The organism is Tenacibaculum sp. IB213877, assembly GCF_034043975.1.
Lineage (GTDB): Bacteria > Bacteroidota > Bacteroidia > Flavobacteriales > Flavobacteriaceae > Polaribacter.
Genome location: NZ_JAXCHH010000011.1, coordinates 18,861 through 41,892 on the forward strand (window position 1 = coordinate 18,861; position 23,032 = coordinate 41,892).

The following is a 23,032-nucleotide window of genomic DNA, read 5'->3' on the forward strand; positions in this document are numbered from 1 at the left end:
AATATTATTTTTTTAATACGTTTTGAAGGTGTTTTTCTTTACTGTATTGTTGAGGGGTCATATTTAAATAACTAGCTATAAATTTATCAGGTGTGCTTTCAAGCATTAAATTTGACCTCCCTACTATTTCATGAAAAAGTTGAAATCTTTTAGAAGGATTTCTGTACTGAAGCAAACTCATTCTGTTTTCTCTATCCAGTAAAATATACTCATGAATTCTATATAAAACAAAACCCATTTCTGCCCATTTTTGAGCAAGCATTTCAAGATCTTTCTTCTCTATAGATAATATTTCTACATCTGTAATCGCTTCTTGAATTTCTTGAGAAGGTGTTTTGTTAATATAACTTTTAAGGCTATTAAATGGAAGTCCTTTTGGAGTAATATTTGTGGTAATTGGCACGTCTTCATCATAAAAAAACTGATGCACCACACCTTTAGCTACAATATTAGATTTAGACTCTATCTCTCCTTCTTTTAAAATAGTTTCTCCTTTTGTATATGTTCTTTTTTTAAAATATGTAACTAGTTCAGAAAATAAATCATCACTTATGGGAGTTGCCAACTGGATGAACTTATATAGTAATTGACGATCTGATTCAGAGAGGATTTCCATCAAAAAATATTTTTATATCACTGTTAACAAAATCTAGGAACCTTTATTGAGGTAAACGCTTTTTAAGCTCTTCCACCATTCTATAGGTAGCAGGACAAACTTCAGTGTTTTTAATAGTTAAGTTAGCTAACTGAATAAACTTTTTACGATTGGTATGCGGATATTCTGCACAGGCTTTTGGGCGCACATCATAAATAAAACACATATTATCATTCAAATCTAAAAACGGACAAGGTGCTGTTTTTAACACATGAAAATCATCTTCATCTATCATTAAATACTGCGCTGTAAAATCGGCTACTTTCATTTTTAAATGCTTTGCAATACGCTCAATATCTTTATAGGTAAACATTGGCGAAGTAGTTTTACAACAATTACCACAAGTTAAGCAATCGGTACGTTCAAACTCCTCCTCATGAATCTCTTGCATCACCAAATCTAAATTCTTTGGTGTACGCTTTTTAAGTTTTTGAAAGTATTTTTTATTCTCTTGTAACTTGTCTTGCGATAGTTTTTTAAGATTTTCTAAGTCTTTATCCATACTGCAAAACTACAATTATTATCGGCTAAAAAGGGAGGGCTAAACAAATAAAATTATGTAATTTTGCTACTTATTTTAGTAATTTAAAAGGTTATAACAACCAATGAACATTCAATCGTTACTCGAAGCGAAAGTAAAAGAAGCTTTTTTAAGTTTATACCAAACCGAAATTCCGTCGGTAGAATTTCAAGCAACCCGTAAAGATTTTGAAGGAGATATTACTGTGGTAATCTTCCCTTTGTTACGCTACAAAAAAGGAAACCCGGTACAAATAGGTGAAGATCTTGGAAACTATTTAGTGGATAATATTTCAGAAATCAGTGCTTTTAACGTAGTGAAAGGATTTTTGAATTTAGTGGTTAGTGATAATTTTTACACTAATTTTTTCAATGCTATGTATGCGGATGAAAATTACGGATGTGTGAATCCTTCGGAAAACGATGCCGTTATGGTTGAATATTCATCACCAAACACCAACAAACCTTTACACTTAGGTCATATCCGTAACAACTTGTTAGGATACTCAGTTGCTGAAATTTTAAAAGCATCGGGTAAAAATGTGTATAAAACCCAAATTATCAACGATCGTGGAATTCACATTTGTAAGTCGATGTTGGCTTGGGAAAAGTTTGGAAATGGAGAAACGCCTGAATCTAGCGGATTAAAAGGTGATAAATTGGTTGGAAATTACTACGTAAAATTTGATCAAGAATATAAAAAGCAAATTGCTGATTTAGTAGCTCAAGGTAAAACCGAAGAAGATGCTAAAAAAGAAGCTCCTCTTTTACTGGAAGCTCAAGAAATGCTACGTAAGTGGGAAGCAGGTGATGAAAAAGTGACTTCACTTTGGAAAACAATGAACCAATGGGTTTACAATGGTTTCGACGTTACATACAAAAACTTGGGTGTTGATTTTGATGCCTTATACTATGAAAGTAACACCTACCTTTTAGGTAAAGAAGTGGTTGAAGACGGACTTACTAAAGGTGTTTTTTACAAAAGAGAAGATGGTTCAGTTTGGTGTGATTTAACCGAAGACGGATTGGACGAAAAACTGGTGTTACGTTCAGACGGAACAGCGGTTTATATGACACAAGATATTGGTACTGCCATTCAACGTGTAAAAGATTATCCAACAGTAAACGGAATGGTGTATACTGTTGGTAACGAGCAAGATTACCACTTTAAAGTACTGTTCTTAATCTTAAAAAAGTTAGGCTATTCTTGGGCAGAACAACTATACCATTTAAGCTACGGTATGGTTGATTTACCATCAGGAAAAATGAAATCTCGTGAAGGAACTGTAGTAGATGCAGACGATTTAATGATAGAAATGGCAAACACCGCTCGCGAAATTTCTCAAGAATTAGGAAAGTTAGAAGGATACACCAACGAAGAAAAAGAAGAATTGTATAAAATCATCGGAATGGGAGCTTTAAAGTATTTCATTTTAAAGGTTGATCCGAAAAAACGTATTTTATTCGATCCGCAAGCATCGGTAGATTTCCAAGGAAATACAGGTCCGTTTGTACAATATACCTATGCTAGAATTCAATCTATTTTACGTAAAGCCGATTTTGATTATTCACAAGCCGTGAGCATCGATTTACATGAAAAAGAAAAAGAATTAATTAAGCAATTAGAGTTATATCCTGAGGTAATTCAGCAAGCTGCAGCAAATTATTCACCTGCGTTAATTGCGAATTATACGTATGATTTGGTAAAAGAGTTTAACTCTTTCTATCAAAACGTATCTATTTTAGGAGAAGAAGATCAAGATAAAAAAGTATTTAGAGTTCAGTTATCTAAAAAGGTAGCCAATACTATAAAATCAGCATTTAGTTTATTAGGTATTCTAGTTCCTGAAAGGATGTAATCATTATGAAGAAAATATTATTAGAAGGCACATTAAAATTAGTTATTGGAGGTATTATTATTGGTGTTTTACACAAATATGATAGTTTACTTGCTGTATTATTATTTTTAAAAATAATTCACTCAATATATAAGGCTAAAAAGAACAATACTTACAGTATTATATTTATTATTGGAATGATATTTACTGGTCTTATTGGTTTGTTAACTGAATATATTGGTACTGAATATGGACATTGGCAATATCATGAGGTTAACACACAACTTCCTAATTGGTTATTCTTTGCTTGGGTAGGAGCTTTTGTTTTAATGTATGGTATCGAAGCAAAAATTAATTTAAATTACCCTAATTTAACTAATAAAAACAAACAACTTTTGGTTCTTTTTATGGCTTTTTTCTTCCCTTCTTTAGGTGAAATGATTGCTATTAATTTAGGTACATGGACATACTATTGGCCCTATCAGATATTAAATTTACCATTATTAGCGTTTTTTGGGCTAACTGTTATACATTATTTAATTCATGCAACATTAACTTTAATGTCTAAAAAATTAAATATTACTGATATAGTGTTTAACCCTATGCTTTTAGAATCAATAAAAATTAAACAAACAACAAGATAAAAATAAACAACATGAAATACGACGTACTAATTATTGGAAGTGGTCCTGGTGGATATGTAACAGCTATTAGAGCATCGCAATTAGGATTTAAAACCGCAGTAGTTGAAAAAGAAAACCTAGGTGGAATTTGCCTTAACTGGGGATGTATTCCTACCAAAGCTTTATTAAAATCGGCTCAAGTATATGATTACTTAAAGCACGTTGATGAGTACGGTTTAAAAGCAGAAGCTATTGATAAAGATTTTGAAGCGGTTATTAAGCGTAGTCGTGGTGTTGCTGAAGGAATGAGCAAAGGTGTTCAGTTCTTAATGAAGAAAAATAAAATTGATATCATCGATGGTTTTGGTAAAGTAAAATCGGGTAAAAAGGTAGATGTTACTGACGCTGACGGAAAAGTAACTGAATACAGTGCAGACCATATTATTATTGCTACCGGAGCACGTTCTCGTGAGCTACCAAACTTACCGCAAGATGGTAAAAAAGTAATCGGTTACCGTGAAGCTATGAGCTTACCAACACAACCAAAATCTATGATCGTTGTAGGTTCTGGAGCTATTGGAGTTGAGTTTGCACATTTCTACAACTCAATGGGAACTGAGGTTACTATTGTTGAATATTTACCAAACTTAGTTCCGTTAGAAGATAAAGACGTTTCTAAGCAATTTGAGCGTTCCTTCAAAAAAGCAGGAGTTAAAGTAATGACCAATTCTGCTGTAGAATCTGTAGATACTTCTGGTAATGGAGTAAAAGCTACAGTAAAAACCAAAAAAGGGGAAGAAATTTTAGAAGCTGACGTATTATTATCGGCAGTAGGTATCAAAACCAACATCGAAAACATTGGTTTAGAAGAAGTAGGTATTGTTACTGATAGAGATAAAATCTTAGTAAACGATTGGTACCAAACGAATATTCCTGGGTATTATGCTATTGGTGATGTTGTTCCTGGTCCTGCATTAGCACACGTTGCTTCTGCTGAAGGAATTACTTGTGTAGAGAAGATTGCAGGTTTACATACCGAAGCTATCGACTACGGAAACATTCCAGGATGTACGTATGCCTCTCCTGAAATTGCTTCTGTTGGTTTAACAGAAGACCAAGCAAAAGAAAAAGGTTATGAATTGAAAGTTGGTAAATTCCCATTCTCTGCTTCTGGTAAAGCAAAAGCGGCGGGTACTCCTGACGGATTCGTAAAAGTAATTTTTGATGCTAAATACGGTGAGTGGTTAGGTTGCCATATGATTGGTGCCGGAGTTACCGATATGATTGCTGAAGCTGTTTTAGGACGTAAATTAGAAACTACTGGTCATGAAGTATTAAAAGCTATCCACCCTCACCCTACCATGAGTGAAGCGGTTATGGAAGCGGTTGCTGATGCTTATGACGAAGTGATTCATTTATAATAAACTGTCATTCCCGCGGAAGCGGGAAACTCATCATAAAAAACAGATTCCTGCCTGCACAGGAATGACAAAACACAAGACCTCACCATCCCGAAGTTTCGGGAGGTGAGGTTTTAAGTTAAAGATTGTTTCAATCCTTTTTCTATATTCTTCCAAAAGAAATTCCAAAAAGAACGTGTTTTATCTCGTTCTAGGTCTTTAATTTCAGTTTTTATCAGTCCGTTTTTAGATGAATTTTTAATAAATAAATTTAAAATCCAAGAAAGTACTTTTTTTTCATTTCCATCTTCTAAAAGATTAATTTTAAAATTATCAAAATCAATTTCAAAATCTCCGTTAGAAACATCATCATTTCCATATAAATTAAAAAACAATTGATTAATTCTTCCTTCTACCTCTACATTTGTTGTTGGTCGCATAAATGAATTAATGTTCTCTTTTGGCACATTTAGCAAACTTCCTCTTATATTAAATTCATCATTTAAATTATCTGTTTTAAAACTCCAATCTATTTTCAGATCAGATGTATTCATAAAACTAGAGTCTATATGTATAACTGTTCTAGGAAATTTATTTTCTCTTTCTACATTTGTTAAATCATTAATTTCTGCATGTATCGAATTGAAAGATATTAATCCAGGAGTTCCGTTTTTCTTTGTTAACTCTTCGTAAACAATTTGTGTATCTTGTATGTTAATTTTATGTATATCAATATCAAAGGGTAAATTTCTCATCGATTTACTATAAAGATCTTTTCTTTGATGCGGATGCTCTAAAACAACTCTATCTCCATACACATTAAAATCACCTTGATCGATAAAAATGGTATCTAATTCAAAAAACAATCTTTTTTTATTATGGATTTTAAAAGAAGGAACCGTAATTTTCTTTACAAAAAGAGTTAGTAGATCCTTTTCATAAGGAACATGGTAAATATAATTTTCTCTCGATTTTAAGGGTATAATTTCTAAGCTATCAACTTGAATTCTCTCATTCTCAAACGTAAAGTTTGAAAAACCTACTGCTTGTACTTTAGAAAACTGACTTTTAAATTTTTTAATGGTTGTTTTTAATGCTGAGTACTCAAATGGTATAGATGCAGTGGACGGATTATCTAAAGTAAAATCTTTCAAGTTTACATCTATTCTATCTATAGATAATGGAAAATTATTTTGCTTCGTTAAGTTGATATTTAAATTTTTAAATGCAATTTCTTCAATATTTACTTCTTCATACCAACTTTTAGATGACTTTTTTTCTTCTTTTTTTGTATCTATGATTTTCCCTGTAATTTTTGAATTTTCGACAGTAAAAGATCCGATTTTAATTTTATTATTTATAAAATATTGATAGAAAGAAAAGTTATTAATTTCAACTTTTTCAGATTCAAATGTAACACTATCTTGAATAGCTTTACATTGCTTTAAAGCAGCATTTCCTAATAAAAAATTAATTTCTATTTCATCATATTCAAGCGCATTAGTTTTTCCAAAATTTGTCTTTAAATAAGTGTCAATCTTATGCGTAGCATACATATCTAGGATTTTATAACCTAAAAAAATTGATAATAAGAAAACTAATATTTTAACTTGTAACTTGTTTTTCATACTAAAGTTATTACACAATAATAAGCACTTACCCTTACTTAAGTTACTCCATTACAAATATTTATTAACTGATATGATTTTTAATGATAAAAATAAATTAAAAACAATTAGATAAAGAGGCTTTTTATTACATTGCTATCCAATAATTTTTTTTAACATTTTTCTTAAAACGCTAAATGAAAAAGCTCTCTTTAATTACATTACTATTATTTACTCTAAATTCTTTTACTCAAACGAGTAAAAATAAATGGATCGAGGATATTGATTTTTTAAAGACAGAATTACCCAACACACATGTAAATTTCTTTTTTAAAAAGAGTAAAAATGATTTTGGAAAAGAACTTACCACCTTAAAATCTGAACTTACCCAACTTTCCGATTTTGATATAGCCATCAAACTCCAACAAATCATTGCTGGTTTTGGTGATAGTCATACTCTTATAAAGTGGAATAAATATTTAGATAAAAATAAAATTATTCCGATAAAACCTCTTTGGTTTGATGACGGAATATACATTATTAAAGCATCTAATAATAACAAGAAAATACTAGGCAAAAAAATCAACAAAATCAATGGTATAACCATAGATACTATTATAAAAAGATTAAGCTCAATTTTAACTATTGATAATGAAGCTCAGATAAAGAAAACCATACCTCAACTATTAATTTCTATACAATTATTAAAACACTTTGAAATTATACAAGATGATTTGATCAGTTTTGAAGTTGAAAACAAAAAAGGAAAAATAGAAACTCACACATTAAGAATTGAAAATTTTAATAGCAAAAACTCCTCATTAGTTTCTATGAAAGAGATACCCTTATACCTTAAAAACGAAAGAAAATACTTTTGGAGTCATTATTTAACCCCTGAAAACATTTACTATATTCAATACAACAAATGTTATAGTAAAGAAGTAGAAGAGCAATACGGAAACCCTAAAAAAGCAACAAACCTTCCTTCTTTTAAACAATTCTCAAATCATGTTTTTTCAGATTTAAAAACCAAAGAAATTGATAAATTAGTTTTTGATATGCGCTTTAATCCTGGAGGAAACTCTTTACAAGGTACAGAATTCATTAAAAAGCTTTCTGAGTTTAAACATTTAAATCAAAAAGGAAAGCTATTTGTTGTTATAGGAAAGCACACCTACTCATCTGCTATTTTAAACACTTTAGGCTTTAAAAATTACACGAATGCTACTATTATTGGAGAAGAAACCAGTGGAAAACCAAATCACTTTGGAGAAGTAAAAACTTTTAGATTACCAAACTCAAACCTTAAAGTTTATTATTCAACAAAATATTTTAAAAAAGTAGACAACGATGTACACACAATTATTCCGGATGTTAAGATCAATACTACTTTTTCTGATTTTATAAATGGAACAGACCCTACGTTAGAATGGGTAAAAAATCAATCAACTAATTAACCAATAGTAACATACTCGCTTGCTCTTTTAACAATTGGTTTTCTGTATCTATTTGTTTTAAACGTGCTTCAATTAATTTTGCTTCACGAGAATTAATTAAAAACAAGGAGCTATCCCCTAACGAAAATTTACGCTCTTCTGCAGTTACCATTTTTTTATAACCCGTAACCATTTGTTCTGTGGTTGTTAACTGATTTTTATACGATTCAACCGCATTTAAAGTAGCCTTGAATTTGTTTTTTAACGATACTTCTTGCGATAGCATTTCAAAGTTCACCTCATCCAACTTTGCTTTTGCTAATTTAAGTTCTCCTCTCTCTTTTCGTAAAAACAAAGGTAATTTTACGGCTACTCCTCCTTTATAATTGGCTCTTGTAAAAGAATCTAAAAATCGTGGTTGTGTGGTTAAAAAATTATATTCAACATTAACCTGTGGTAATAAGTTATTAAGTTTTAATCGTTTTTCTACTTGTAAACTTTTCTGCTTGTATTGCAACGCAGTATATTTTGGGTGCTTCGTAGGATCAAAATCCTCTTTCATATCCGTTAATAAAGAAGAAACATCCTCATTTACAACTGCTATATTGGTTTCAGGAACTACATCTGGTTGTAATTCTACAGGAGCTGTATTCTCATTCCATAAATAGTTAGACAACTCAAAACCAGCCTTGGTTAGTTTCAATTTATTTTTTTCAAGCATTAATTTTCTATTGGATACGGTAATAGAAGCCTCTAAAGTATCAATTGCCGGTTTATCTCCTGCTTCAAAACCTTTTACTATTCCTTTTAATCTGAATTCTGCATTGGTTAAAAAAGAACTATACAGTAAATTCTCTTTGTAGGTTTTAAGCCAATTGGCATAACTCACCGTGGCATCGTATAAAATAGAATTCACCAATAATTGTTGTTCAGCTTCCGCTTGCTTTCTGAATAATTTTGCCTGTTTTAGCTGTGCCATACGCTCATTGATCAATAAATTTTTAGCCAATGGCACAGAAATTCCTGCGCTATACAATCCATCTTCTGGTACTGTGGCTTCAGGATTCAAATACAAACCGTTATTATCTTCAAAAGAACCTTTTAATTCAATTCCGTACCATGTAGGAATTTTAAAAAGTAGTTGCTGCTTGTCGTAATACTCCTTTTTATCAAATTCTTTAGTAGACTTTGAATATTCTATTTTTGGATCAAACGCTCCTCTAGCTTTTAACACTTTTGCTTCTGCTTGCGTTAACGTAATATTAGCTTGTTTTACCAAGGGATGATGCAGCTTTACATACCCTAAAAATTCTGGTAATGACAATATTTTTTTCGAAGCATTTTGAGCTGTTAGCAACCCACTAAACAATAGCAGAACTAAACTTATATATCGCATATTATTTTTTCTTTTTAACTGTTGTAGTTGTTTGAGGTTGATAATAGTTAGGCGGAAAACCATTTAACTGACGCCATAACTCAAACCAAATAGGCACATCATTTAACAAAGCAATGGTTCTAGCTCCTGACCCTACTCTAATGGCATCCGGCCAGTCATGAGTTGATTCATCTGGTGCTAATAACACTCTAAATTTTCCGTTAGCACTAATAAAATTTTCAATAGCCACTACTTTTGCGCCATATGTTCCGTAGGATACATTAGGCCAACCGCTAAATACAATTGCAGGCCAACCATCAAATTGAACCCTGAATTCTTCCCCCATGTGAATTAATGGAAGGTCAATAGGTTTTACATAGGTTTCTACTGCCAAATTATAATTTGCGGGCATGATACCTACCAACGCTTCTCCTTCTTTAAAAATCTCTCCTATTCCACCTTTGATAGCTTTATTAATAAACCCGTCTTGTGGCGCAGTTACAAACAACAAAGAAGATCTCTTTTTATAATTTGAAAATGTATTTTCTAACTTCGTTACCTCTACTTTTGCATCTAACAAACTTGATTCTGCGGTAGATAAATCACTTCTAGCTTTTGATATTTTTTCGGCGTAATTTGCTTTGATACTTGAAAGATCAATTTGCGCATTGAGCACATCGTTTTTACTGGAAATCAACTTATTTTCCTGTGCAATTAATTTTGATTGTGATTCTTGTAATTTCACGCGTTTCGCCTCTACATCTTTCACGGCTTTTAATCCTTCTTCTTGCAAAGTTAATTCTCGCTTATACTGCTGTTCAGCAACTTTATAATTGGTTTTTTCAGCTTCAAAAGCAATGCTATCACTTTTCACTTTAAGCTTTGATTGCAATAGTTTATTTTGTGCTTGCTTATATTTTAATTGTTGCTCTTGTTGCAAAGAAGTTATTTGCATTTGTAAAGCATTCAATTTGTTATTGTAAGCATTTACCGAATTGTTTTTGGCTTGAATTTGATCATCGGTTCTTTGTAGTAATTGATCATCAAAATAATCACTCTTTACCTCAGAAATACGAAGTATGGTATCGCCTTTTTTAACAAAATCTCCTTCCTGTACATACCAATGTTCAATCCTCCCTGGAATTTGCGATTGAATGGTTTGCGGACGCTGATTGGGCTGCAAAGTAGTTACGGCTCCTTTTGCATTGATATTTTGCGTCCAAGGTAAAAATAGTACAACAATACTCAATACTAACACAAACAGTAAAAACCTGCTAAAGTATTTTCCGTATTGTTTACTGTTTACATATTCAACCGAAGCAAAATGATGTAATGATACTTTTTTATTTAATTTATTATTAGTTATGTTAAGCATATTCTTTTCTATTTAATTTCACCATCAACCAACGTAATGTGTTTTGAACACTTTTGTTTCCACTTATTGTTGCTACTTACTACAATCAATGACCACGGATGCGTTGTCTCTGTAATGTAATTGATGATCTCATCCGTTTCATCATTATTAAAATCATTTAACGGATCTTCCAGAATTAACAATTTTGGCTGCTTTACAATAGCTCTCGCCAACACCAATTTTTTAGCATCTGTAGAGGAAATTTGCTTTCCATCAGGTTTTAAAATGGTTTGTAATCCTTGAGGTTGTTCTTTTAAAAACGAAATCAGTTTTACTTTTTCAAAAACCTTGATAATCTCTTCATCAGAAATATCTTCTCTGTCAAAAACAATGTTTTCTCTAATGGTTCCTTCAAACGGCGTTTCATCATTTAACGCCATCCCTAAACTGGCACGATAATGATTTAAAAACAAACTGTTTATTGATAGATTATTGACGTAAATATTTCCTTTAGACGGACAAATAACTCCGGAAATAAGCTGTAGCAGCGTAGATTTACCCGAACCATTTTCTCCCTGAATTAAAATTCTGTCTTTTGGATTGATGGATAGATCAACATTTTTAATAATAGGTTCTTCTCTATCTGCTACTTCAAAGCTCACATTGTCTAGCTCTACAATTAAAGCGTCTTTAAAGGTTGGTTTTTCTCCATTTTGAGCTTCTAATTCTTTATCTACCACCTGACCTATTTTTTCAATAGATGTCAACACATCATAGAACGATTCTAAGCCTAGAATCAATTTTTCAACCGAAGCTATGACCAAAAGAATAATGATTTCTGCCGCTACAAACTGACCTATATTCATCTCTTGATTCAACACCAATATCCCACCTATTAACAATAAACCCGCAGTTACAATTACTTTAAAACCTATTAAATGGATGAATTGCAGCACTAAAATTTTAAAATGTTTTTCTCTGGATTGTAAGTATTTACTCACCAACGCATCATTTTTACGCAACGCTAAACTGGTGTTACCCGATAATTTAAAGCTTACAATGCTTCTGGCTATTTCTTGAATCCAATGGGCTACTTTATATTTGTTTTTTGATTCTTCTAAACTGGTTTCCAACCCTCTAACGGCTGTAAATTTGAACACTAAGTATATCAGCAGCAACAATAAAAACCCAAAAAAGATAAAAAACGGGTGATAAAATGATAGCAACAACAACGCAAACACAATTTGTAATAATGCTGATGGTACATCTATCAATATTTTTGATAAGCCTTTTTGTATGGTTAACGTATCAAAAAAACGGTTAGCTAACTCCGGCGGATAATAACTATGCAGCTCATTCATCTTTATTTTAGGAAAACGATAGCTAAACTCAAACGATGCTTTTACAAAAATGCGTTGCTGTATGGTTTCTATAATTCGTAATTGCATTAGTTGTAATACACCAGAAAAAGCCACTCCAATGGTTACTATTACAATTAAAACAATCCACGACGTAGAAACCTGAGCTCCTTGCATTAACCCAATAATTGCTTGAATTCCTAAAGGCAACGATAAGGCAACCAAACCCGAAAAAATGGCGTAGTTAAAAATTTGTAAAATCTCTTTACGTTCTAGTTTCAGTAGTCCAACAAAACGCTTCCAAGGTGATAATCTTTCGTTCATAGTTTATAGTAGTATTTTTAGTGCTAAATCAGTAAAAAAAGTAGTGGGAGTCATGTTTTTTTTACAATTGGTTATGGATGTAAAATGATTTTTTAAAAAATGCTGATGCAACGCTCCGTCCACAATAGTACTAGCTAAACTTGCAGGATATTTGTACTGAGCATTCACCTCAGCAATAATATCTTGCAATCGGTTAATAACACATTTGTAAGTAGTAAAATAACCTTCTTTATTCTCAGTATCTACCTCTTTAGTCATAAATGACTTAGAGTTTTCATTAATAATAATTCGATTAAGCACCACCTCATTAATATGGCTGATGCTAGAATCTTCTTTAATGGTTCTGGTTACAACGGTAATCGCTTTTTTTAGTTTTTCTTTTGAATTGCTAATGTTATACGTTTCAAATACCAATTGATACTCTAACCACGCCCAATACCAAGAGGTTAAGTATAACAATAACTTATGTTTATTCTCAAAATAACGATAAACAGAGCTTTCATTAGAACCAATTTTAACGCCTAACTTTTTAAAGGTAAAGGCTTCAAAACCAATTTCATCGATAAGTAAAATACTTTCTCCAATAATTTTTTTACCCAAAGCAGACGACTCCGGATCTTTTAAAAAGATCTTTTCAGGTACCGCTATTTTTAAATTTGACAGTAAACTTTTCATTTCAAAACATTAAAGCGCAAAAATAATAGTATTACTATTAAAAAAGAAATAAAAACTCTGTTTTAACAAATTATTAATTGATAGCGCTATAAAGATTAATGATTGCACTAATAGTTTACAGTAAGCTATTTGATTTTAACACGTAAAACACTATATTTGAAACACTTCTTATACTTGCTATGAAATTATAAGAGCTATAAAATAGTTATACATACGTTTATACAACTATAAAAGAAGTATACATACGTAAAAGTTACATATATAAATAAGTTAGGGCATAATTTGAAAAAAAAACGAATGACATCAAATAAAATAGAATATATAGACAAACTTTTCCTGTCTTACAATTATCAATTAGCAAATCAGTCAAACCATAAAGTTAGAGTTTATACTTTAAGATATGGAATGTATCACGCTGCTGAGTTCATTCTATTTGATAAAGATTATGATGTTTCAAAAATCAAAAATGAATACTCTGAATTAGGTTTTGCAACTGATGTTAGAATACTAGATAATATTGATGAAATAGAAGAGTATTTATTTGAAGGTTTTTTCATAAAAACACCTCTTGGAAATGAATTAAAAAATAGGTATAAACATTTTGTAAACAGACAGCTTCAAAATTTACCAGAAGGAAGTACGTATAAGTATATAAATAGTTCTTTTGACTTATTACTTCAAGATGAATCGAAAAATATTATTGAAAATAAATCCTACGATTCTAATTTCGAAACTAATCTAATTGATAAAATAAACGGTTTATTAAGTGACGTTAATGGAGCAATTTTTATAATCATTGAAGCACCTGCTGGATTTGGAAAAACTTGTACAGCTAACGAAATACTTAATACTTTTTCACCGAGTGAATGTAAACAACTTCCATTTTTCACTGAACTTTCAAGAAACAGAGAAGCTAGAGTTTTTAAACATATTTTATTAAATGAAATCGATGAGCAGTTTCCAAATGGGATAAAACAAAATATAGTTATTGAACAAATAACAAAAGGAAGAATCCCTCTAATAATTGATGGGTTTGATGAGTTAATTTCCAAAGAGAGTAATAAAGAAGAGGTCGAAAGTATGTTGACCACTATTATTGAACTGCTAAAAGGAGATGCAAAAATCATTATTACATCAAGAAAAACAGCAATATTTAATAGCGATGAATTTCTTAATTCAATTTATGATTCAAACAACGACTTTTCACTTGCAAGGTTTGAAATAAAAGAACCAAAAATTGAAAACTGGTTAGACAATGACAGGATAGAAATTATTGACAATGCTAACTTTCCAGTTGCTCAAATAGCTAACCCAGTTCTTTTATCATATTTAAGAAATATTTCTTTAGATATTCTTAAAAGCTATGTACACGAAAATAATGATGGTGCTTTAATTGATAAATACCTTGACTATTTATTAAAGAGAGAACAACAAAGACAAAATTTAAAATTAAATAATGAAGACCAGCTAATAATTTTCAGAAAGTTAGTTCGGTTTATGACAGAATATAACATAACAGCTGAATCTAAAGAAACTATTAAAGATTTTATCAAAGAATACAATCAGAAGCTATTACAAAACAGTCTAAAACTTTACATTGCTGAAGAAAAACCGTCTATAGAAGATTTAATTGAAACCCTTTCAAATCACGTATTCCTTGACAGAAAACCAAATGGAGATGTCGGAATCATAAATGACTTTATTTTTGGTCACCTCATTGGAGAGAACCTAATTTTAGAAAAATATCAAGAACATTATGAAAATTTTGAACAAATAATTCCACAAGATTTTGCTACAAAATCTATAGAATCATTTAAAATTCAAAGTAAGAGTAAAAAAGAAGACTTATGGTCTATTTTCAATGATGAAAATTTTAATTATGACATTGGCTTTTATTTTGATTTAGATTATACTTTTTCAAAACAACCTAAACGAGTCTATAAAAATCTATTCGTTTTAGACAGAGAGCTATCTAATTTAAATTTTAATAAAGATTGTAGATTTGAATCATCTGCATTCTCTTCCGTTATATTCCATAATTGTGTATTCGACATTAATTTATTTTTTGACACATCATTTCAGAATTGTTCTTTTTATGACTGTTCAATAATGAATAATCAAACAAGTAAATCATATAGTGATTTTGCATTATTTGCTTGTAATTCTAATAATAATTTTGTCCAAAACATTCTAAATCTTTTTGATAGCCCAACAACTAATAAGAAAAAAGAAAAAGCGTTACTTACAGAAGAAATGGTTCTAAAGCATTTTTTTCAAGTAGATGGCATAAAACCAAGAGCACGAAAATTTTCATACATAAAAAAATTGCTTAACGAATTTCACGATAAAGATATTAATAAAATTATCGATTCATTAAAAAGTAAAGATTATCTACATTTCAAGGATGACGTTGGTTTTATTACAAGAGAAGCTATTCATTATTTAAAACATAATTACAAAAAATGATAGCAGGTTTTCAAATTATCGAGAAACAAATTCATCAAAAAATAGTCAATGAATTAAATAAAGTTGGTTTACTATATAGAATTTTTGTCCGAACAAAGAATGAAAAATCTATAGCTGAAAAAATTCAGAGAAAGATTGATGAAGGTAGACCTTATAACGAAAATGGAAAAAAGATTCAAGATGTATTAGGTGTAAGAATCGTTACCTACTTTAAAGATGACATTAATGTTGTTAAAGAGATTTTAAGCAAAAAATTTAAATTTATAGACGAGGAAATTGACGAGTTAGAATTAACAGTATTTAAACCTAAAAGAACTAATATTATTTGCCAATTTGATGAAAATCATATTCAAATTTTAAAAGAAGTTAATTTAGCTACAGAAAAGTCAAATTTTAAATTAATTGATAATACATTCGAACTTCAATTGCGAACTATACTGTCAGAAGGTTGGCACGAAATAGACCATAGTTTAAGATATAAGTGTAAGAATGACTGGAATGAACACAAAGAAAGTGAACGACTTCTAAATGGAATTTATGCCAGTTTAGAGACTAATGATATTGCTTTAAAAAATCTCTTTAATGAATTATCATATCGTCATTTTAAAAGTAAGAATTGGGAAGCTTTGTTGAGAAACAAATTTAGGCTTCAATTCCAATTATCAAATTTAAAAAGTGAATTGATTGAAATTCTCAACAATGACAACTCAATAGGTAAACATATTTTAAGGATGGATAGAACTAAATTTTTATTGAAAATATCCGAACTAGATTTATCGCTACCTGTGAATTTTAATAATTTACTATACTTGGTAAATGTAATTGAAATTAACAATCAAAAGCTTTTAGATGAAACACCTGAATTAATAAAAACTACACACAGCAATAACTATAAGTAATTTCTTGTTCTCGTCTACCTAAAAACAGTAACCTTAAAACCTCCAACAAACAATTCGGGTTACTTTGTTTCCCTGGTGCATTGGTATCACCTTAAACTCAGTAACTTGTAACTTTTTAGCAGAGGCTTCTAAACTTTTTACATTATCCTTATTAGAAACCAAACTGGTAAACCACTTACTTACTTTTGAATGTTTAGAACTTTCGTACAAATAGGTATGCAAAAAAGCCTTTTCACCACCCACATACCACAGTTCGTTGTTATTTCCAGCAAAGTTACGCACAGCGCTATTTCCTAAATTTCTCGTTTTTCTTCGATTAGCACCTCTCGCCTCTACAGCACTTTTGTAAAACGGCGGGTTGCACATAGTTACTGTAAATCGGTCATCTTCTTCTAGAATCCCCTCTAAAATATGCTCCTCTTTAAATTGTTGACGTAATGCTATTTTAGCATCCAAATTATTGTCATCAATAATATCTTGCGCATAATCCAACGAATCTAATTCAATATCGGTTGCCACAAAATCCCAACCATATTCAGCAACTCCTAATAACGGATACACACAACTGGCACCTGTACCAATATCTAATACTTTTACTTTGGTCTGGTCACCAATTAAATCCGCTAAATGATGAATATAATCTACACGCCCGGGAATAGGCGGACATAAATTTTCATCCGGAAAATTCCAATCTTTTATTCCGTAATAAACAAACAATAAAGCCTTGTTAAATTCTTTTACCGCTTTTGGGTTAGAAAAATCGATGGTCGTTTTTCCAAACTTTTCTACCAAAAATTTTTCCAATTTTGGGTACTTGTTGCGTAACAACTCAAAATCGTATCCGTTTTTATGTTTGTTTTTTGAGTGAAGTTGTTTTTCTTTCATAAATCTTGTCATTGCGAGGAACGAAGCAATCTTTGAATTTTATGATAACATACAATAAGATTGCTTCGTCATTCTTCCTCACAATGACAAAGCAAAATATACTACAGTTTTAATACCGTAAACTCTAATTGTAATGGTTGTAAGTTATTTTTAAGCGTTTTTACAAAGCTTTCTCCGTATTCTAAATAAAACTCCGAAAAGTTACGCTGACGTTCTTCTAAACTTTGATTTGGCAGTATTTCATTCTGAATTTCTGCAATTCTATCCACCAACTCTTTATGTTTCCGTTTTTCGGCTCTTAACAATCGTTTTTCAAGAGTTTCTAACCCTTTTACTTGCTTTTTTTCTTGTGCGTTTACCGCACCTATAAACGATGCATCGGTTTGTGCAGCTACTTTGCGTAACTCATCAAACTGTTGTTGTAAAAAGTCTTTTTGCTTTGAAAAATCTACCGAAATAGCAGAATTTTCATTTACTTTTTTATTGATGAGCTTATGTTGCTTTAAAAAGATTTCTTCAACACTAACCGATAGTTTTTCAAGCTTTTTAGCTTGTTTTTCACTAAGCACTTGTACCGAGTTTCGTAATAACAAAATAGGAAACGGAACTTCCACCGCATCAAAATAATCTTTCAATTGCATCCAATACGCTAGCTCTCCACCTCCACCTATGTAGCACAGATTTGGTAAAATAACCTCTTGGTATAACGGACGCATAATTACGTTGGGTGAAAATCGTGCAGGATACTGCTCTAATTCCGCCAACATTTCATCTTTGGTAAAAGAAATATTCGTACCGTTTACTTGGTAAACTCCATTTTCAAAAACAATACGTTCGCGCACCATATCTGTCAAATAAAACAGGTTGATCTCTCTCGGGTTTACCTGAATTTTATACGATTCTGCTAATTTTTCATTGGTTGTAGAAACGGTTGTAAAAGATGTTTGATGTAACAGTTCTTCTCTAGCAAAAGGACTCAATTCTTGCTTTAGTTTTTCATCATCGGCATCAATAATTACCAAACCATATGCTGCAAAAAGCTCGTTGGCAATATATCTTGTTGCTTCAGCTAAGGTTGTATGTTGCAAATAACCTTCAGTAAACAACGTTTTTAAATGTTCAGCGTTTTTAGAGTTACCAATATGTTTTGAAAACTCGTTAAAAACAGCTTCTAATCCGTCTGTAGAAAATCGTCCAACCGCTCCGGTTTGAGCAGTATTCCATTGGACTTTTTTTCCTTTGAAATTAAAGAAATTGATCTCTTCAAAATCATGATCTTCGGTAGCCATCCAATACACGGGCACAAAATGTTGCTGCGGGAATTTTTCGGATAATTCCTCCGCTAAATTGATAGCGGATATAATTTTATACAGAAAATACAGCGGACCTGTAAACAAATTTAACTGATGTCCTGTGGTTACCGTAAAGGTATTTTCTTTTAATAACAACTGAATATTTTCCGTAGTTGCATCGGATGCTTTTACGTTTTCATATTGTTGTTGCAACACCTCAACCAACACCTGTCTTTTTGAGTTTGAAAACGATTTTTCTTTTAATACTATTTGTTTTTTGAATCCGTCAACATCAGGAAAATTCCCATAAAACGAATTGATTTTTGCTGATTTCTCTAAATAATCACACATCATTGTAGAGAAATATCCTGTTTTTTGAAACGGAATATTGGTAATTTTCATTTACTGTTTTCTTTTAAATAATGTGTACACATAAGGCCTTTCGCCTCCATACGGATTGATAAATGTATGATCAAAACTATCCACTAACTGGAAATCATCTCCCAATTTCTCTTGTAACATTTCTTTGTTATAGCGCTGTAATTGCAAACCACAACATTTCTCAGCTCCATTCAATGCAAAAACCGCAATAATTACAAACCCGTTTGGTTGTACCAGTTTTTTTAGCAAATTGAAGTACGATTGTTGCTCCGCTACTGTTAAAAAAAAATGCAACACCGCTCTATCAATCCACAAATCAACCGATGTTAGCTTGTGTAATTCCGTTGGATTTGTTAGATCATCTTGAATAAACTCTACCTTTTTGGATGCTTCACCTAATCTCTTTTTTAAAGAAGAAAGCGCCTCCGAGGAAAGATCATTAGCAATGATATTTGAGAAGTTAGTAGCCAATAAATCATCTATCAAAGTAGACGAACCTATACCCACATTTAAAATTTTTGCGTTATGAGATAACGTTGTTTTTTGAATAAGTTTTAAAATTTCTTCCGATTTGGGTTCGTACCAACCTAACTTTTCAGCCGGATTTTTTGCGTAAGCGGCATCCCAATGCTGTTGATAATCAGTTGCAGAAGTTGTACAGTCAGATTCATTTGTCATATTTCAAAAATACTAAAATTAATTCTCTATTTTTAACCTCGCTATTTAATTTGAAAATGCAATTTAAACATCCTGAATTTTTATACTTTTTAGCACTCTTGATTATTCCAATCTTAGTGCATCTTTTTCAGTTACGACGGTTTAAAAAAGTACTGTTTACCAATGTTGCCTTTTTACAAAAGTTAGTGATTGAAAACCGTAAGAGTTCTCGTATAAAAAAATGGTTGATTCTAGCCACCAGACTCTTGTTACTTTCAGCGATAGTTTTTGCTTTTTCGCAACCTTATTTTAACAACAATTCTTTAGACGAAAAACCACACACGTTTATTTATTTAGATAATTCTTTGAGCACGAGCGCAAAAGGAGAGAAAGGAAATTTATTACAAATTGCCACTCAAGAATTGATTGAAAATACTTCTGAAAAGGAAAGTTATACTTTACTAACCAATTCAAATTTTCATCAAAATATTTCTTCATCTGAATTAAAAAACATACTTTTAAAAACGAAAAATGAAGCTAAAAAACTGAATTTCAACGAAGTATTGTTAAAAATTTCTTCTCAAAAAACAAACTCAACAAATACTTCACATAAAAACATTTTAATATCTGATTTTCAGAATACTTACGACAATGATTTTACAAATGTAAACCATTCTTTTTCGTTAATAAAACTCATTCCGGAGCAAAAAAACAATCTTTCAATAGACAGTGTTTATATAAACGACAGTAATTCATCTAACTTAAACGTGAATGTTGTTGTTAAAAACCAAGGTGAAGCCAAAGAAAACATTCCGATTGCTATTTATAACAACGAAAAACTAATAAGCAAGCAAACCTTCTCTACAGAAAAAGACAAAAACAAAACGGTAACTTTCTCTATTCAAAAAACTCCTGATTTTTCAGGAAAAATAGAAATCACTTTTAGCGATACTTTTAGTTTTGACAATAAGTTCTTTTTCACGTTAAATTCAGAAGAAAAAATTAACGTTTTAGCTATCGGAAATAACAATGATTTTCTATCGAGAATCTACACAAAAAACGAATTTAATTTTACCAGTTCTACTCTTCAAAATACCAATTACAATTCCATTGAAAAACAACAGTTGATTCTATTGAATGAGCTGGAGAAAATTCCGCAAACGCTAGTAAATAGTTTAGCTGATTTTTCTAAAAAAGGAGGTGGTGTAGTGTTGATTCCGAGTGCTCAATCGGACATCAATTCTTACAATCTATTCCTTAAAAACATATCCGCAGGAAGTATTCTTCCGCAGAAAAAAGACACCTTAAAAATTACAAACATCAATTTTAACCATCCTCTTTTTAAAAATGTGTTTGATAAAAAGGTGGCTAATTTTCAATACCCAACATCGCAAATTTACTATCCTGCTAATTTGAGAAATGCTAGCAATGTAATTTCATTTGAAAATAATGAGAAGTTTGTTCAGCAAGTAAATTTAAAAAATTCAAAACTCTACTGGTTTGCATCACCTTTAAACAAAACCAATAATAATTTTAGCAACTCTCCTTTGGTGGTTCCTGTTTTTTACAACATGGGACAACAAAGTTTGCAGTTTTCTCAATTATACTACACCATTGATAAAACCAACATCATTGATATTAATACTCAATTAGGAAAAGACGATGTTATTTCAATCCAAAATACAGATGTTTCATTCATTCCGTTGCAACAAACTTTTCAAAATAAGGTAAGTTTAACTACCAAAGACCAACCTACAAAAGCTGGTTTTTACACTGTTTTTAAAGAAAAAGACACCTTAAAAACATTGGCCTATAACTATTCTAATAAAGAAAGTTTGTTACAATTTTTAGATGTTGAAGAATTAGCTAATAAGCATGAAAACATTTCATTATCTACCTCGGTAGAACAAACTTTACAAGAAATACATAAAAAAAATGAAGTTCAATGGCTTTGGAAGTGGTTTTTAGCGCTCGCCATTGTATCTTTGTTGTTAGAAATATTGATTTTAAAATACTTCAAAGTATGACCACGCTTTTAAAATCGGCTACTATTATTGACGCTACAAGCCCTTTTCACCTTCAAACCAAAGACATTTTAATTGTTGACGGAATTATTAAAAAAATAGACAATTCCATCCCTAAAAAAGACGATTACGAAGTCGTAGAACTTGACGATTTACATGTATCAACTGGATGGTTTGACACCAGTGTTTCATTTGGTGAACCTGGTTATGAAGAACGCGAAACCTTAAAACACGGATTGCAAGTAGCAGCCAAAAGCGGATTCACTTCCGTAGCTGTAAACCCAAATACCTTTCCGATTGTAGACAACAAATCGGCAATTGAGTTTTTAATCAATAAAGCCAACGGAGCAGCAACTAGCCTCTATCCTATCGGTGCATTGACTCAAAATAGTGAAGGAAATGAAATGGCGGAATTGTACGATATGCAACAATCTGGCGCTATTGCATTTGGTGATTATAACAAACCTATAGAAAATGACAATTTATTAAAAATAGCCTTGTTATACGCTCAAAATTTTGACGGATTGGTATTGAGTTTTCCGAAGAATAAAAAAATAGCTGGTGAAGGTGTTGCCAACGAAGGCGTGAACGCTACCAAATTAGGATTGAAAGGAATTCCTGCCTTAGCAGAAGAAATTCAAGTAGCTCGCGATTTATTTTTACTGGAATATACCGGAGGAAAATTACACATTCCAACCATTTCTACTGAGAAATCAGCTAAACTCATCAAAGAAGCGAAAAAGAAAGGATTAAACGTAACCTGTAGTGTTGCTGTTCACAACCTTGTATTAACCGATGATGAACTATTTGGTTTTGATGCCAATGTTAAAGTCAACCCGCCTTTACGCACAAAAAAGGATGCTAATGCTTTGGTAAAAGCTGTAAAAGATGGAACTATTGACATTATCACCACCGATCATAACCCAATAGACATTGAGCATAAAAAAGTAGAATATTCGGTTGCTAAAAACGGAACTATCGGACTCGAAAGTGCTTTAGGAGCTTTGCTTACAGTATTGGATATTGAGACTATTGTAAAATGCATGAGTGAGAATCCGAAACCTATTTTCGGATTAGAAAACACATCTATAAACACCAACGAAAAAGCTTGTTTATCTTTATTCAACACGAAAGCTTCACATACTTTTACCGAAAAAGACATTCTATCCACTTCAAAAAATAGTATATTTATCGGTAAGAAGCTCAAAGGAAAAGCCTACGGAGTTTTCAATAACAACAAACTAATCTTAAACAATTAAATTTT

At 31.3% G+C, this 23,032-nt stretch carries 18 protein-coding genes; 8 read left to right on the top strand and 10 right to left on the bottom strand.

What is annotated here, in order from left to right:
* Positions 1-4: 4 nt before the first annotated feature.
* Both SLH33_RS11675 and SLH33_RS11680 read right to left on the bottom strand, forming a co-directional pair.
* Complete coding sequence (locus tag SLH33_RS11675; protein ID WP_320419290.1) at positions 5-616, bottom strand: Crp/Fnr family transcriptional regulator; 612 nt, start codon at positions 614-616, stop codon at positions 5-7.
* 43 nt (positions 617-659) lie between these two features.
* The gene (locus tag SLH33_RS11680; protein ID WP_320419291.1) at positions 660-1,157 is read right to left on the bottom strand and encodes a YkgJ family cysteine cluster protein; all 498 of its coding nucleotides are present in this window, start codon (positions 1,155-1,157) and stop codon (positions 660-662) included.
* Between the two features lie 103 nt (positions 1,158-1,260).
* Here SLH33_RS11680 and argS point away from each other — a divergent pair, with 103 nt between their 5' ends.
* Genes argS through lpdA form a run of 3 tightly spaced genes read left to right on the top strand, consistent with a single transcriptional unit; the run spans position 1,261 to position 5,056 of the window.
* The gene (gene argS / locus SLH33_RS11685) at positions 1,261-3,033 is read left to right on the top strand and encodes an arginine--tRNA ligase (RefSeq protein ID WP_320419292.1); all 1,773 of its coding nucleotides are present in this window, start codon (positions 1,261-1,263) and stop codon (positions 3,031-3,033) included.
* A gap of 5 nt (positions 3,034-3,038) precedes the next feature.
* The gene (locus SLH33_RS11690; protein WP_320419293.1) at positions 3,039-3,656 is read left to right on the top strand and encodes a hypothetical protein; all 618 of its coding nucleotides are present in this window, start codon (positions 3,039-3,041) and stop codon (positions 3,654-3,656) included.
* An 11-nt stretch (positions 3,657-3,667) separates the two neighbouring features.
* Complete coding sequence (lpdA, locus tag SLH33_RS11695; RefSeq protein ID WP_320419294.1) at positions 3,668-5,056, top strand: dihydrolipoyl dehydrogenase; 1,389 nt, start codon at positions 3,668-3,670, stop codon at positions 5,054-5,056.
* 113 nt (positions 5,057-5,169) lie between these two features.
* On the opposite strand, the gene SLH33_RS11700 is transcribed toward lpdA, so the two are convergent.
* Positions 5,170-6,663 (bottom strand): hypothetical protein, encoded by a 1,494-nt coding sequence (locus SLH33_RS11700; RefSeq protein ID WP_320419295.1) that lies wholly within the window; start codon positions 6,661-6,663, stop codon positions 5,170-5,172.
* A 176-nt stretch (positions 6,664-6,839) separates the two neighbouring features.
* On the opposite strand from SLH33_RS11700, the gene SLH33_RS11705 reads away from it, so the two are divergent.
* A complete protein-coding gene (locus SLH33_RS11705; RefSeq protein WP_320419296.1) occupies positions 6,840-8,099 on the top strand; it encodes a S41 family peptidase in 1,260 nt (419 codons plus the stop codon).
* On the opposite strand, the gene SLH33_RS11710 is transcribed toward SLH33_RS11705, so the two are convergent.
* The 4 genes from SLH33_RS11710 to SLH33_RS11725 all read right to left on the bottom strand — a co-directional run bounded on the left by SLH33_RS11710 (position 8,092) and on the right by SLH33_RS11725 (position 13,164).
* Entirely contained in the window at positions 8,092-9,402 is a 1,311-nt protein-coding gene (locus tag SLH33_RS11710) for a TolC family protein (RefSeq protein WP_320419297.1), read from the bottom strand. The genes SLH33_RS11705 and SLH33_RS11710 overlap by 8 nt on opposite strands.
* Before the next feature lie 73 nt (positions 9,403-9,475).
* Entirely contained in the window at positions 9,476-10,828 is a 1,353-nt protein-coding gene (locus SLH33_RS11715) for an HlyD family secretion protein (protein ID WP_320419298.1), read from the bottom strand.
* Positions 10,829-10,836: 8 nt separating this feature from the next.
* Positions 10,837-12,489, bottom strand: coding sequence for a peptidase domain-containing ABC transporter (locus SLH33_RS11720; protein ID WP_320419299.1), 1,653 nt, complete (start codon positions 12,487-12,489; stop codon positions 10,837-10,839).
* A 3-nt stretch (positions 12,490-12,492) separates the two neighbouring features.
* Positions 12,493-13,164, bottom strand: a complete 672-nt coding sequence (locus tag SLH33_RS11725; protein WP_320419300.1) for a TetR/AcrR family transcriptional regulator — start codon at positions 13,162-13,164, stop codon at positions 12,493-12,495.
* Between the two features lie 297 nt (positions 13,165-13,461).
* Between SLH33_RS11725 and SLH33_RS11730 the strand changes: the two genes are divergently transcribed.
* Positions 13,462-15,630: an NACHT domain-containing protein gene (locus SLH33_RS11730; RefSeq protein WP_320419301.1), complete on the top strand. Its 2,169-nt coding sequence runs from the start codon at positions 13,462-13,464 to the stop codon at positions 15,628-15,630.
* Positions 15,627-16,529 (top strand): hypothetical protein, encoded by a 903-nt coding sequence (locus tag SLH33_RS11735; RefSeq protein ID WP_320419302.1) that lies wholly within the window; start codon positions 15,627-15,629, stop codon positions 16,527-16,529. Before SLH33_RS11730 ends, SLH33_RS11735 begins: the two co-directional genes overlap by 4 nt.
* Positions 16,530-16,562: 33 nt before the next feature.
* On the opposite strand, the gene rlmF is transcribed toward SLH33_RS11735, so the two are convergent.
* The 3 genes from rlmF to SLH33_RS11750 form a co-directional block, all read right to left on the bottom strand.
* On the bottom strand, positions 16,563-17,414 hold the full coding sequence (rlmF, locus tag SLH33_RS11740; RefSeq protein WP_320419303.1) for a 23S rRNA (adenine(1618)-N(6))-methyltransferase RlmF: 852 nt from the start codon (positions 17,412-17,414) through the stop codon (positions 16,563-16,565).
* A 101-nt stretch (positions 17,415-17,515) separates the two neighbouring features.
* The gene (gene bshC, locus SLH33_RS11745) at positions 17,516-19,108 is read right to left on the bottom strand and encodes a bacillithiol biosynthesis cysteine-adding enzyme BshC (RefSeq protein ID WP_320419304.1); all 1,593 of its coding nucleotides are present in this window, start codon (positions 19,106-19,108) and stop codon (positions 17,516-17,518) included.
* Complete coding sequence (locus tag SLH33_RS11750; protein WP_320419305.1) at positions 19,109-19,765, bottom strand: class I SAM-dependent methyltransferase; 657 nt, start codon at positions 19,763-19,765, stop codon at positions 19,109-19,111.
* 56 nt (positions 19,766-19,821) lie between these two features.
* On the opposite strand from SLH33_RS11750, the gene SLH33_RS11755 reads away from it, so the two are divergent.
* Positions 19,822-21,771, top strand: coding sequence for a BatA domain-containing protein (locus SLH33_RS11755; protein WP_320419306.1), 1,950 nt, complete (start codon positions 19,822-19,824; stop codon positions 21,769-21,771).
* Positions 21,768-23,027, top strand: a complete 1,260-nt coding sequence (locus tag SLH33_RS11760; protein ID WP_320419307.1) for a dihydroorotase — start codon at positions 21,768-21,770, stop codon at positions 23,025-23,027. Before SLH33_RS11755 ends, SLH33_RS11760 begins: the two co-directional genes overlap by 4 nt.
* Positions 23,028-23,032: the final 5 nt, after the last annotated feature.